13 protein-coding genes are annotated in these 12704 nt (G+C 56.3%); 12 read left to right on the top strand and 1 reads right to left on the bottom strand.

Annotated elements, in window-relative coordinates; translation table 11 throughout:
• Positions 1–376: 376 nt before the first annotated feature.
• The 12 genes from DWU98_RS06395 (at position 377) to DWU98_RS06340 (ending at position 12348) form a co-directional block, all read left to right on the top strand.
• Complete coding sequence (locus tag DWU98_RS06395) at positions 377–766, top strand: GntR family transcriptional regulator (RefSeq protein WP_115494681.1); 390 nt, start codon at positions 377–379, stop codon at positions 764–766.
• A gap of 40 nt (positions 767–806) precedes the next feature.
• Positions 807–1694, top strand: coding sequence for an ABC transporter ATP-binding protein (locus DWU98_RS06390; protein WP_115494680.1), 888 nt, complete (start codon positions 807–809; stop codon positions 1692–1694).
• A complete protein-coding gene (locus DWU98_RS06385; RefSeq protein ID WP_147293231.1) occupies positions 1691–3163 on the top strand; it encodes a hypothetical protein in 1473 nt (490 codons plus the stop codon). Before DWU98_RS06390 ends, DWU98_RS06385 begins: the two co-directional genes overlap by 4 nt.
• Positions 3164–3632: 469 nt before the next feature.
• A complete protein-coding gene (locus DWU98_RS06380) occupies positions 3633–4541 on the top strand; it encodes an ABC transporter ATP-binding protein (protein ID WP_115494678.1) in 909 nt (302 codons plus the stop codon).
• Between the two features lie 2 nt (positions 4542–4543).
• Positions 4544–5320 carry an ABC transporter permease gene (locus tag DWU98_RS06375; RefSeq protein ID WP_115494677.1) on the top strand — a complete coding sequence of 259 codons (777 nt, stop codon included), beginning with the start codon at positions 4544–4546 and terminating at the stop codon, positions 5318–5320.
• Positions 5321–5358: 38 nt separating this feature from the next.
• Positions 5359–5763: a PadR family transcriptional regulator gene (locus DWU98_RS21915; RefSeq protein WP_158544989.1), complete on the top strand. Its 405-nt coding sequence runs from the start codon at positions 5359–5361 to the stop codon at positions 5761–5763.
• Positions 5760–6452, top strand: a complete 693-nt coding sequence (locus tag DWU98_RS06365; protein WP_115494676.1) for an ABC transporter ATP-binding protein — start codon at positions 5760–5762, stop codon at positions 6450–6452. The genes DWU98_RS21915 and DWU98_RS06365 overlap by 4 nt, the downstream gene beginning before the upstream one ends.
• Positions 6449–7615 carry an ABC transporter permease gene (locus DWU98_RS06360; protein WP_115494675.1) on the top strand — a complete coding sequence of 389 codons (1167 nt, stop codon included), beginning with the start codon at positions 6449–6451 and terminating at the stop codon, positions 7613–7615. Before DWU98_RS06365 ends, DWU98_RS06360 begins: the two co-directional genes overlap by 4 nt.
• 9 nt (positions 7616–7624) lie before the next feature.
• A complete protein-coding gene (locus DWU98_RS06355) occupies positions 7625–8914 on the top strand; it encodes an ABC transporter permease (RefSeq protein WP_115494674.1) in 1290 nt (429 codons plus the stop codon).
• 25 nt (positions 8915–8939) lie between these two features.
• On the top strand, positions 8940–9908 hold the full coding sequence (locus DWU98_RS06350; protein WP_115494673.1) for a hypothetical protein: 969 nt from the start codon (positions 8940–8942) through the stop codon (positions 9906–9908).
• Positions 9905–11317 carry a TldD/PmbA family protein gene (locus DWU98_RS06345; RefSeq protein ID WP_147293230.1) on the top strand — a complete coding sequence of 471 codons (1413 nt, stop codon included), beginning with the start codon at positions 9905–9907 and terminating at the stop codon, positions 11315–11317. Before DWU98_RS06350 ends, DWU98_RS06345 begins: the two co-directional genes overlap by 4 nt.
• A gap of 239 nt (positions 11318–11556) precedes the next feature.
• Positions 11557–12348 (top strand): efflux RND transporter periplasmic adaptor subunit, encoded by a 792-nt coding sequence (locus tag DWU98_RS06340; protein WP_230474753.1) that lies wholly within the window; start codon positions 11557–11559, stop codon positions 12346–12348.
• 50 nt (positions 12349–12398) lie between these two features.
• Here the strand turns inward: DWU98_RS06340 and DWU98_RS21910 are convergent, their stop codons facing one another.
• Positions 12399–12548 carry a hypothetical protein gene (locus DWU98_RS21910; RefSeq protein ID WP_158544987.1) on the bottom strand — a complete coding sequence of 50 codons (150 nt, stop codon included), beginning with the start codon at positions 12546–12548 and terminating at the stop codon, positions 12399–12401.
• Positions 12549–12704: the final 156 nt, after the last annotated feature.

Below are 12704 nucleotides of genomic sequence, written 5' to 3'. Positions count from 1 at the left end.
CGGCACATTGGAAACAAGCGTAGCGGCAAGATATAGACGCCTTCGGCGAGAGAGCGATGCAAGGGTGCCTGTGCGGACATGAGGGCTTACGTTGCCGACATCTTTAACGCCTTCGTCAGCAGCATCGCAGGAGCGTTCATCGGAACGTACATCATGGCTTCGACCGATGAGCTATACCGTGACGGCCATCTGCCACGCGGCGATCCGGCTTGCTAAGCATGCGGACGCATTTGGCTGCGTACACCGGTTGTGCATCCGGACCGACTAGATGGCGCGGACCAATCGGGACGCTTAAAGATCAGAAAATGATGGTTACGTCCGCCCCAGAACCTTTAACTATTGACAAGGAGCTTGGTGTATTGTTTTCATCATACACATGAGTGCTTCACTATTCGCCATACAACCGACCGCAGCCGAGCCTATTTATCGACAAATAGTCGAGCAATTACGCAGACTTATCGCGGCAGGGCAGATCACACCGGGGCAATTGTTGCCATCGGTACGTGATGTGGCTGGGTTTCATGCCATCAATCCAATGACGGTGTCCCGTGCTTACGGCATGGCCGAAGCGGAAGGACTGCTTGAACGACTGCGGGGGAAAGGGATGGTAGTCGCCGCGGTCCATAAAAGGACGCTATCGCAAGCTCAGCGGTTAGCTCTATTGGAGAGGCCTCTAATCGAAGTTGCCCGTCAAGCGCACGAATTGGAGTTACCGGTAGAGTCGGTATTGCAGCGACTGGATAAGCTCATAGAGCAGTACCGGTAGCAGCTGAAGCGATTCAGGAAGGGAGACAGCGGTGAATGCTATGGGGAATGTAGGGCTGGCCACAACTGGTTCACCGCTGTCGGTGCGCAAGCTTGTATGTGGATATGCTGGTGTGAGCGTCCTCAATGGTGTGGACCTCGACCTGCCCGAGGGTAGTGTCCTGGGCCTGATCGGCCGTAACGGGGTCGGCAAGTCTACGCTAATTCGAGCGATGCTGGGCCTGCTGGAGCCTTTGTCAGGCTGCGCTGAAGTGTTCGGTGAGCCAGCGCTGAAGTTGTCGGACACGGTTAAAGCGCGTATTGCCTATGTCCCCCAGCAGCCAGAGGCTTTGGCATGGCTGACCGCACAGCAGATGCTCGACTATGTAAGTCGCTTCTATTCCCGTTGGGATGCTACGTTCGTTAGAACGATGCTCAAGCAATGGGACATCCCGCCCGATCGTGTATTGGCAAAATTCTCGCCTGGCGAACGACAGCGTGTGGAACTGATTCGCGGCCTGGCCTCTCAACCTGATTTGTTAGTCTTGGACGAGCCAGCCGCTTCGCTAGATCCGGTTGCGCGACGCCAGCTGCTGCGCGAGATCGCGCTACGTGCTGGAGAGGCGGGGACAACTGTCTTATTTTCGACACATATTGTGTCCGACTTGGAGCGGGTCGCATCTGACGTTGCTTTTCTACATAAAGGCAGCCTGTTGCTAAACTGCAGTGTGGACGACGCCAAGGAGCGCTTTGGGCGTCTTTGGCTTCCTGAGTCGGCGGCAACGTCAGCGCCGTCGTCAGCGCGAGTCCGGCGAGTCCATGATGATGGCAGTCTGAGCTTGGTCGTAGAGCGAGACAATGACGGCAACTGGCCGGAGTCGGCCTACGCCTCCGGGGCGCGTATCGAAACGCTGGGTCTGGAAGACTTGTTTGTGGAGATCGCCGGATGAGATTCGCGCAATTCTTGCTGGCACCTTGGTGGGCTTCGCCGCGTTCGGCATGCCGTTATGCGTTGGCACTAATGGTTGCGGCCATCGGTTTTGGTGCGTGGATCACGTCGATTGGCACCGGACAAGAGCATTGGGCGTCCTTTGTTTTCTGTTACGGAGTCACCTTGACCGTCGTCTGGGCATTTGTGGTAGCACGTATGTTGCTGCTTGCGCGCGATGGCAACCGGTTGCTAATGCCCGCGGTGGAGCGCTCAGTGATTAGCAGCTTTATTTTTTACGGTTTGATGTGCCTTCTGCCAGCCCTTGTGTTGGCCACTATAGTGCAAGCACCGCTTGTGATCACGGCGATTTGGCTGGTGTTGTTTATGCTAGGCGGCCTGGCGTTGGCTTTGCTGCCTGGTCACGTCATGGCCCTGATTGGGTTTATGCCGTTGGCCTGGGCTGCCGTCGCTCGTTTTATGAACACGCACGACATGTCCTACGCTAACGTGAGCGGCCTTTCGGCGTTGGCGTCGATCGCTTTGCTGTTGCTATGCGTCGCACGTTGGCGCTTGGTATTGCGCAATGAAAGCGCCTCGACGTGGTCAGGTCGAGATGCATTAGTACTGCAATATCAGCGGCGGGACGGCGGCCTGCACTCCTGGAGCGGTGAAGATACTACGAGCAAGCTCAAGCGCGCCCCCAGCTGGCTAGTAGGTGACACCAGTTTGCGAGGAATTGGACCGCAATCGATATCTCGTTCGTTGCGCGTCGCGCTAGGCGGAGTGTATTTACCTAGGACGCTCTCAGGGCATTTGCGCAGATGGGGGCCGACAGTATTTCTAATGGCGCTGGTCATGCTGACGAGTCAGCTTGATCTATCTGCACTGCTCTCGCCGCCGAATATCGCTTTGACGATTTGCTATCTAGCCATCATTTCTACGATGGTCGCCACATTCACCGCAGTAAAAGTGCTAGGACAGCGGTGGCGAAAGCCCAACGCGGAGTTGGCTCTCTTGGCTCTACTACCAGGCCTTGGAACTCCGGAAATTGCACGATGGCATGTGCTGCGCGTCTCTCTACAAGGGCCCCTCGCCGTTCAGGCCATGGCGTTATTTTCAGTATGGCTCACAGCAATGTTTACGCCAGTGCCCGAAATGACATTAGCCATGATATCCGCAGTGATTCCCGCTTGCGCGATCATCATGATCGGATACGTTTTGGCGATATTGGGTGGACGCACGCCATCGGACTGGGCAATGGTCATCCTCATGCTGGTCTTCATCGTGTTAGCCAATGCTTGCGTGGTGCCCTTGGCGTTTTTCCACCTGGATGGCAGCGTCTCTACGGTTTATCTTGCTGTGCCGCTATCTGGATGGGCATTGCTTGGGCTCGTTGCGCTGTGGATCGGGTTGCGGGGCATGTTTGGATATTTGCGGCGTCCTCATATCTTTTTGATTGAAAACACGCTCCAAAACCGGCAACCGTAAGTGGCTCGATTAGCGACCGCATTGCAGTTGGCGCTAGATCATTAGCTTTCGCTCGGGTGTAGCTGCCACTAACAATTTAAGTTGAGCGTCGATTTCGCCGCCATTTATGCGCGCAACGTGAGACTTCTCGTCTCACTACTCCCGTATATCAAATCACCTGTGTTGGGGCGGACGTCATCGCCATCTTTCAGACAACCGGTTTCGCGAAGCGATCATTAGAGCTCGCAAAAACAACGCCATAGACGCAACATGCCGTCGAACCGGCCCAACCGCAACGCCCGGTTGGCCGCCAACAGGCCGAAACCTCGCCCACCCTTGAGCGATGCCTTTTACAAAAAGTGTTGACAGGCCATGTGTATCGTTATATCAATACACAAGGACACATCGTCATCTACACCGTCTGGTTGCAACAACTGGCTAAACGGACGGTTCCCATGGGCATGCGTTGTTCAAGGCAGACGGAGGCAGTATGAAGTGCCTTTCTATTAGAGGGATTTCGAAAACCTATCGGCGCGGCAACGGCGCGGCAGATGTTATCGCGCTCACGGGAGTCGACATCGACATCCATTGCGGTTACGTCACTGCGGTGCTTGGCCTCAATGGTGCGGGCAAGAGCACACTGATAAAAGTGATTTGCGGACTCATTGAACCCGATAGTGGTCACCTTGAACTGGACGGGCACCCAATTAAAGGGTCGCTCACAAAACATTGCCGGGTAGGCGCTGTTTTCGAGGGTAACCGCAACATTTATTGGCGGCTCACGGCACGAGAGAACCTCGAATATTTCGCCGCGGTACAGGGGCTAAGTCATTCGGCTTCCAAGGGACGCGTGAATGAACTGCTCAGGGCAATAGGGCTGGACGATCGGTCCCATACCTTGGCAGGCAATCTCTCCCGAGGCATGCAGCAGCGGCTTGCCGTGGCGGTTGCAGTTATCAATCGTCCGGAAGTGTTGTTGCTGGACGAACCCACTTTGGGCGTGGACCTTGAAAACGTGTTGAACATCGTCGCTTATCTCAAGCAGCTAAAAGACGACGGCACGGCGATCATCCTTACATCGCATCAGATGGACACAGTGGAAATGCTTTCCGACCATGTTGCCGTGCTTCAATCGGGCCGAATCAAACTGGCGGAGGACATCAAGGCATTCCTCACGCGAGGCTCGACCAACCTTTATTCGTTGAGCGTCGATGGACTTGATCGATCCCGCGCTGAAGTTTTGGGCGCGCTGGGCGTGGTCATAGGCGAACGCGCGCTTACGTTCCCAGAGGAAAAGCTATACGAGGTGTTCGACGTATTGAGACCCATGACATTAGGCACGCTGACGCGCGAGGCAAGCGACATCACCTCCACCTTTCTACGAACTGTGAGGGATTGACCATGTTTACCTTGCTCGCGTATGCCGAAATGCGCAAGAACATTATTACGATCAAACGCTATCCCATTGAGTCGGTTCTTGGGGCAATTGTCTTTACCTTGTTTTTTATGGGCATTTTCTTCGGCTCTCGTTATTTGGCTGGTGGCGCCCAAGTAAGCGATCAGAGGCTTGCCTTGACGGTGGCGACTTACGTCGTATGGTTGACAACGACCGGCTTGTTCGCTGGTCCCGGCGCACAAATTTCCGACGATGCACGGACCGGCATCTTAGAGCAGATTTTTCTAGCTCCCTGCCGCTTTGCGAGCTTCATTGTCGTACGCGTGTTCAGCGGATTGGTACACCATCTGGTGCTTGTTGCCTTGGTGCTGTCGATCATTTGCCTGTTCACCGGCGTTCGTCTGCATTATTCGATCAATGCGTTGATTCCGTTTTTATGCGTGATTCTGGCGTCGATCGGCCTTGGCCTGCTTGTGGCCGGCTACGCCATGGTGGTCAAACGTGTCCAATCGCTCTTGAGCCTCGGGCAGTTCATCATGCTTGCGCTGGTTGCGGCGCCGCTTGGTGGACATGGCGGGTCGTTTGGAATGCTGACCGACTTAGTCCCGATCAATCCGTCCGCGCAAATGCTTGGGCGTTTGCTTTCCCAGCACTCGGCCATGAGCACGACCGACTACGTAATCTGCCTGACAAACGGCCTGGCTTGGTTCGCATTGGGGTATGTGATGCTCGATCGCGCGGTGAAGGTCGCGAAACAACGCGGCCTGGTGAGTGGCTACTAAACGACATCCCTTGTGCCGAAATGACTTCGGAGAATGCGATGAAGGAAGCGACTGTTCAGCGGGACGTGAGCGAAATGCGGCGGGGCATACTCATCATTCTTGTGCTGCTATTTCTCAAGGACGAGAACCATGGGTACGCAGTCAGGCGCTCCTTGGAAACGCTGGGAGTGACCATAAAGGAAGGAACCCTTTATCCGCTATTGAAAAGGCTCGAGCGCGGCGGGTATCTGATGGGGCGCTGGGAAACGAGGGGAGATCGCATGCGCAAGTTCTACGCCCTTACGACGGATGGCGAAGCCTACGTGGCGAACATGTTCGACCAGTTCCACCGGCTTTCCGACATCGTCATAGAAGTCCGGCGCCAAACCTGTTGCGACCATCCTGGCGAGTCGCTCCCGGCTAACTGTGATTCCATTTATCGCTATCAAGGAGAATTGGCGTGAATGTTCTCATCGAACTCTCTCAGCTAAATAAGAGCTACGGTTCTGGCGAGACCGCGGTAAACGTGTTGAAGGATATAAACCTTCGTGTTGCCGAAGGCGAATTCATCGCGTTGATGGGGCCTTCCGGATCGGGTAAGACCACCTTGCTCAATCTTATTGGCGGCATCGATCGTCCTTCCGGTGGACGGATCCGCTTTCGAGCTCAGTCGCTCGAAGCGCTTTCGGATGCTGCGCTGGGTCGCTGGCGCTCGGCTCATGTTGGGTTTGTTTTCCAGTCCTATAACCTGCTGCCTTCGCTAAGCGCACTGGCGAATGTCGAGGTTCCCCTCATGCTTACGGCTCTAAACCGCTCCGAACGCCTGCGTCGCAGTCGTACCGCTTTGGATCTGGTTGGGTTGAGCGAGCGCGCCAATCACAAGCCGCGACAACTTTCCGGTGGCCAGCAACAGCGAGTAGCCATCGCCAGGGCCATCGTCGGTGGACCTTCATTGCTTATCTGCGATGAACCGACGGGAAACCTCGATCGCGAGGCAGCTGACGAGATACTCGCGTTGCTAGCTGAGCTTAGGGGCGTGAATGGGGTCACCCTTGTCATGGTCACACACGATCCTAAGGCGGCGGCATATGCCGATCGTGTCGTTGTGCTCGACAAGGGCTCGGTTGACGAGCCGGTATTGCGGGTGGCATGACCATGGTCTCAATTTATCTCTCTTACGCGAAGCCCTTCCGCAATCGCCTACGCGGTTTTCTGACGGTTGCCACGGTTGCAATGGTCTTTGTATTGCTCGGTCTACTTGGTGCGGTTTACCAGGTTTTTCATCCTTCCGCGGGGTCTTCGGGCGCCGATATTTTAGCGGTGACCTCGCGATACTCGACGCAATCGCCATTGCCGGTCGCTTTGCACGACACCATTGCAAAGGTGCCTGGTGTGCGCAATGTGTATTACCAGAGCGGCTATCTGGCGGTCTATCAGCAACCGACCAATCAATTGATTTTGGCGGCTGTCAGTCTACCTACCGACGCGCTTCAGGGGTTGTCTCTCTCCAACGATCAGCAAATCAATTTCACAAGGACACGCGACGGCATTCTGGTCGGCGAACAGCTAGCTGAGCATAATGGTTGGAAAGTAGGACAGCAGATCCCTCTTCGCATCACCGGATTTGTCAATAAGGAGGGTGGCGATAGCGAGCTGTTTGAAATACTTGGTATTTATCACGGGCTAACCGCTGATCGCGCAAAGTTCGACAATATCGCACTGGTGCGCTGGGATTACCTTAATGAGTCCCGTGCGGTTCGTTCCGATGCGGTAGGTCTTTTCAAAGTTCGCCTCGAAACGGGTGCGTCGCCGGACGCGGTTTCTCAGGCCATAGACAGGGCCACGGCCAATTCAGACCATCCGACGCGGACACAGACCGCGCAAGCTCTCTTGCTCTCCCTCTTTCGGCAAATGGGAGATCTAAGTGGCGCCATCCGGATGGTGGTGATCGCTTCGATCTTTACGTTAGTACTCGTGACAGCTACGTCGCTGACCCATGCCGTACGCCGCCGCTCGGTCGAACATGCGACGTTGCGGGCGATCGGCTACACACGCAGCACGATCGCACGGATGGTGATCTACGAAAGCGTTGGTCAAGTGGCCACGGGCGTTGTCGTTGGCGCTTTATTGATAGCTGGCCTGTGCCGGTGCCTGCATGCGAGCCATGTGTCGAATTTTCCCGTACCCGTTGTGAATCTTGGCACCTTTGCCGTGGTGGCGTGCGGGACCCTCGCGCTCGCTGCTTTGGCAGGTTCATTTGGTGCCGCCCAGGCGGCGCGTCTCAATATGGCTAGCGCGCTTAAACAAGCGCAGTGAGGGTCGACCATGCGCACCTTGATATCCCTCCTTCAGATTAGTGTCGCGTTGCTCGCCGCGTTGGCGATTCTCCTCCTGGACATTCGCTGGATTGCGGCAGGAGTCGTGGCCGTTGCTTTAGTGATTTGGCTGACAAGACCAGGACGTCCAATCCTGCTCTTACTGAGATCGGCGCTCACGCTTCTGCTCCAGCGGCAAGCCGCAGCCCTAGTCATCATGGTTGGCGTAGGTGCCGTATGCGCAACCTACGTTGGAATGCGTTCGGTCGGTACTGGCCTGGATGGGATCATGCAGTCGACCGGAGACGATGCGACCGCCATTATCCTCAAGCAAGGCGCACGCACCGAGGCGGACTCATCGTTATCGCGGGACGTCGTTAGTCGTATTGTGAGTGCGGACGGAGTCGCTCGCACAGCCTCAGGCGAGGGAGTGGCGTCCCAGGAGCTTGCCATCACCGCGGAGGATTTGAAGGGTCGTCACCTTCACGTACGCGGCGTGTCTGCGCTGGCCAACCTGGTGTATGCGTCATCCCACTTGATTGAGGGTCGAATGTTCCGCTCAGGTGTCCACGAGTTAGTGGCCGGAGCGAATCTGTCCGGCCAATTCGATGGCGACCCGATCGGTGCCACAGTGACCATCAATGGTGAGCCCTGGCGCATTGTCGGCGTCCTCCGTAGCGGAGATGCTCACGACGCTGAACTTTGGGGCGACAGTGTTACGCTGGCCTCGGCCTTCGGCCGCAACGACTACCAGGATGTCGTGGTTCGTCTAAATGGCGCACAGGGTCTGTCCACGCTAACGGCTTGGGCGCGTGCAAATTCCCGCCTGAACCTTGAGGTGGATAGCACACGGCACTTCTATGCCTCCCAGTCGAAAGTGTTCACCCAGGTAATCCGTATTTTTTCCGTATGCATCGCCATCCTGTTGGGACTGGGCGCATTCTTCGCGGTACTCAATACGATGTTCACCGTAGCGGAAGAGCGCATGTGCGAAATGTCCACCCTGCGCGCCATCGGCTTTTCGAGCATCGGCGTGGTCGTAGCATTCTGCATAGAGGGTGCGCTTCTCGCACTCGCTGGGGGCGTTATGACGGTCGGCTTTGTCTGGCTCGCCCTATCAGGACACGTGTTTAGCACTGCGGGTGCCGGCTTTACGCAGATAGCTTTCGTTTTCCACCTGGATCCTTCGGCCGTTCTTGCGAGCGCCCGTATCGCGCTGGCTCTTGGCATCGTCGGTAGCGCGGTACCAGGCATCGTGTTTTTGAACCGCGAATTGGTCTCTGGGCTGCGCTACACCTGACATTCACTAACAGTGGAGAGCCACTATGAATGCTTTCGAGACCTATCTGGCGCAACTGGCTTCCCTGTTACCGAGCCAGCTCACCGATGAAGTACAGGCGGAGCTAAAAGCGGATTTGGATGATGAGCTCGATGATTATCGACGCAGCCATCCCAGTGTACCGACCGACGTTGCCATGGTCCAAGTCATTGCGAAACGCCAATCGCCAGAGGCCATAGCGGCATCGCTTCGCCCCCCTTCCCGGGCCCTGATCGGTTCACTTATGTACCCGATTTACCAAAAGGTCATCGTCGCACAATGGCTTCTGGTAATCGTCGCCGCAATAGCTGGTGCTACCTCAGCCATGCGTGGTGGCCCGATCGATGGCTCGGCCGTAATGCGCCATGTTTGGGGTGGCCTCACGTCCTCGTTCTTGATTACAACAATTACTTTCGCTCTGCTCGATCGTTTCGGCTTCGCACGAACGACACCTCCCGATCTCATTTTTCAAAAAAAACTGCACCGCAGGTACGAGCGACGTTCTTCGCGACGTCGCCGTACGATTCGCGTCATCATCGCGACATTGCTGGTGATGTTGGCGGGTATCCATCCGGCATGGGTGGGCCTTCCCTATATCCAAGATGGGATACGCATCATTCCGCTTTTTCGACCGGAAGCTATTACCAAATTAATGCCGGTTGCCGATGTTTTCGTTGGCGCATTGATTGCCGATTACGTCATTGCAATCATTCGTCGCCGATTCGTGCCGGGAGGCGCCTCGGTCGCTTTGCGAGGGCTGATGCTGGTTTGCGCTTTCATCTTGCTGATAGGCACCGGCGGCCCCTCCGCCACGGCGTGGACAAACGTTGCTGATGTCATGGGCGATTACACGAAGATTGCGGTTGTAGCCAAGGTAGGTGCGTTGGTTCTTTCGATTGCCTGGTGGGGCGGTTTCATCTGGGCGGTGTATCGCTGGGTTCTCGATGTTCGGAAGATTCGGGGAGTAGGCGTGTGAGCATCGACTCTCTCGCCCCATCCGTCTGCATGGATCGTATTGGCCTCTCCGGCATGCAGTTGGAGCGTTGGCTTGGCATGCTGGATGGTCGTGGAGTGTCGGGCGATCTCTTTTTTCAACGAGCATGGCACGAAGAACTGGCGATGGAGCAAGGACGCATCAACGGAGGTCGCCACACGATCGGCTCCGGGGCAGGTATTCGCGCAAGCCTGGATGTAGGCGGCGGTTCGCGCTTCGCGTCGTCGAGCTCGCTGGCCACCCGAGACGTCGACAAGGCATGCAGCGTCGTAGCCGGTAGCGTTGATCCAGAGACAGAAGAACCACCGCCATTTCAGACGACGAGAACGCGCGAGCACCAGACAGAGATTGAAGACCGGATTTCCATGCTTTACGAGCTGAATGAATACGCTTGCAAGGGGGATATCGAGGTCAGCGAGGTAGCCATGAGCTTGGCCGGAGCTTGCGAAGACATTCTAATTGCCGATACCTCGGGCCTGCTGGTGGCCGACCATCGCCCCCAGACGCAGTTTCGCTGCGATGTGACTGTCCAGTATCACGGTCTCGTGGGTAGAGGTGGGGCCGGCGCGGGTGGGCGCACGACATATGCCGCACTGCATGACGCTGGTGGCATGCACAAAGCCCTGGACGCGGCCAAACGCATGGCCGTTGCTCAGATGCTCGCCAAGCCGACACCGCAGGGTCGGATTCCGGTGATCTTTGCCCCTGGCTGGAATGGGATGTTGCTACACGAGACGGTTGGCCATTTTCTCGAGGCGGATTCCATGCAGGCGAACACCTCAGCTTTTGCTGGAAAAATCGGCTCGCGCGTCGCGTCGGAATTGGTAAATGTGTTCGACGATGGGACTCTCCCCGGCTTGTGGGGCACGAGTCGTATCGACGATGAAGGGCAGGAGGCGGGACGCGTCTGTCTGGTCGAACGTGGCGTATTGAAGGCGGTACTGCATAACAGGAAGACAGCCCTATACGATGGCGTTCGCCCGACAGGTAATGCGCGCCGGCAGTCTTATGCCCACCGGCCGATTCCGCGGATGACCAACACCTACCTCGGCGCAGGCCCACACTCCCCTTCGGAAATCGTCGCCAGTGTGGATCACGGCATCTACGCTCGAACCCTTGGCCGCGGCCAGGTTCATCCGGTCACAGGACGCTTCGTTTTCGAGGTCATCGAGGCGTATTTGATAGCGCACGGGACGATCGGAACGCCGATTAAAAGTTTTTTTGTATCGGGCACAGCAGTGGATTTTCTAAGGGGCATCACGATGATCGGCAATGACTTGGAAATGGACCCAGGCGTTGGGCGCTGCAGAAAGCACGGGCAAACCGTCACCGTCGGCGTGGGCCAACCAACTATTCGCATTGATGATCTCGATATTGCGGGGGCGCCATGACTATTATGCCCATCGATCAAGATAGGCGTCTGCAGCTTGAGAGCATGCGTCGCGCTCACGACGTTGCGTCGGAGCCACCCAAGTCGGCCTGGATCCGGAGATCGCTGGGCATTGGGGGCGCTTGCTTAGTGGTCGGTTTCGTATGCTATGGCATTGGTAGCCACTCTGAGGCGCTTGGCGTCCACACCAGCCAAGGGAGCCCCGCCCATGGCGAAACGGCAATCAGACCGGCCGTGTCGATGCCCGCTGCGATAACGCAGAGCGCGGCGCTCGAAGCCAGCGGTTTCGTCACCGCGCGCAGGCAATCTGCAGTATCGGCGCAGATTACCGCACAGCTCGCTCAGCTATTCGTCGAAGAAGGTGATCACGTGCAACAGGGCCAACTCATTGCGCGGCTCTCTTCAGACGATTACCGAGCTTCGCTGAATGCGATGAGCGCGGCAGTGGAAGCCGATCGGGCCAAGACCATCCAGGATCGCTATGCAAGCGAGCTGGCGGAAAAAAATCTATCTCGGTACGAACCGTTGGCGAAAGCCAAACTCGTCTCGGCCTCGCAATATGACTCTTATGTCGCCACTGCAAAGGAAGCGGAAGCTGTAGTGCGGGCGGACGGGATGTCCACGCGCGCGGATCAGGCCCGTGCGGATGTGGCTCGCGTACAACTCGGCTTTACAGAAGTAAGAGCCCCTTTCTCAGGAGTGGTTATCAGCCAAGATGCACAAATTGGCGACATCATTTCGCCGGAAGGATCAAATGGAAGTAGCACGCGCACCAGTGTGGTGACGATTGTCGATATGGACTCGTTGGAGATCGATGCGGACATCAACGAGTCATTCATCAGTCGCGTGAAAACGGGAAGCAGCGCGGTAGTTAGGCTGGATGCTTACCCAGATTGGACGATCCCGTCGTCAGTGATAGCCGTTATTCCATCGGCTGATCGCAGCCGAGCCACAATTCGCGTTCGACTCAGTCTTAAAAAAGATGCACGCATCGTACCCAACATGGCGGCCCGCATTTCGTTCGAAGATTAAGAAGCCCAATAGATGTCCCCACCATACGTGATAGTGGGGACACCTCTTCCTTAAAGCAGGAAGATGCCGACGGCGATGCCGATGGCAACGCCAACGGTGACCGGATCGTTCGATTGCGTGCCGTCGGACATATTGGAGCCGGCCAGCGCTACTTCGTTGCGAAGGGAGGGGATTTCGAATTCGTGGATCGACACTTTCATAATTGACACTCCTCTGTTGGTGAATGACTTAATCCAGTACGTTTGTGCGGCCCCAAGCAGACGCAGTATGTTTAATGACTTCGAACTGCATGGTGCGCAAATCATCCTTGCATCAAATTACGCGTCGATCTATCCGTAGCACCGCTATGTTGAATA

The sequence above is a fragment of the Dyella monticola genome (assembly GCF_003363155.1).
Classification (GTDB): domain Bacteria; phylum Pseudomonadota; class Gammaproteobacteria; order Xanthomonadales; family Rhodanobacteraceae; genus Dyella_B; species Dyella_B monticola.
This window is presented reverse-complemented; position numbering and strand designations above follow the sequence as displayed.

Bases quoted from the DNA above. Each gene is read 5' to 3' on its own strand.
- DWU98_RS06395 (WP_115494681.1), top strand. From the start codon at position 377: ATGAGTGCTTCACTATTCGCCATACAACCGACCGCAGCCGAGCCTATT.
- DWU98_RS06390 (WP_115494680.1), top strand. From the start codon at position 807: ATGGGGAATGTAGGGCTGGCCACAACTGGTTCACCGCTGTCGGTGCGC.
- DWU98_RS06385 (WP_147293231.1), top strand. From the start codon at position 1,691: ATGAGATTCGCGCAATTCTTGCTGGCACCTTGGTGGGCTTCGCCGCGT.
- DWU98_RS06380 (WP_115494678.1), top strand. From the start codon at position 3,633: ATGAAGTGCCTTTCTATTAGAGGGATTTCGAAAACCTATCGGCGCGGC.
- DWU98_RS06375 (WP_115494677.1), top strand. From the start codon at position 4,544: ATGTTTACCTTGCTCGCGTATGCCGAAATGCGCAAGAACATTATTACG.
- DWU98_RS21915 (WP_158544989.1), top strand. From the start codon at position 5,359: ATGAAGGAAGCGACTGTTCAGCGGGACGTGAGCGAAATGCGGCGGGGC.
- DWU98_RS06360 (WP_115494675.1), top strand. From the start codon at position 6,449: ATGACCATGGTCTCAATTTATCTCTCTTACGCGAAGCCCTTCCGCAAT.
- DWU98_RS06355 (WP_115494674.1), top strand. From the start codon at position 7,625: ATGCGCACCTTGATATCCCTCCTTCAGATTAGTGTCGCGTTGCTCGCC.
- DWU98_RS06350 (WP_115494673.1), top strand. From the start codon at position 8,940: ATGAATGCTTTCGAGACCTATCTGGCGCAACTGGCTTCCCTGTTACCG.
- DWU98_RS06340 (WP_230474753.1), top strand. From the start codon at position 11,557: ATGCCCGCTGCGATAACGCAGAGCGCGGCGCTCGAAGCCAGCGGTTTC.
- DWU98_RS21910 (WP_158544987.1), bottom strand. From the start codon at position 12,548: ATGAAAGTGTCGATCCACGAATTCGAAATCCCCTCCCTTCGCAACGAA.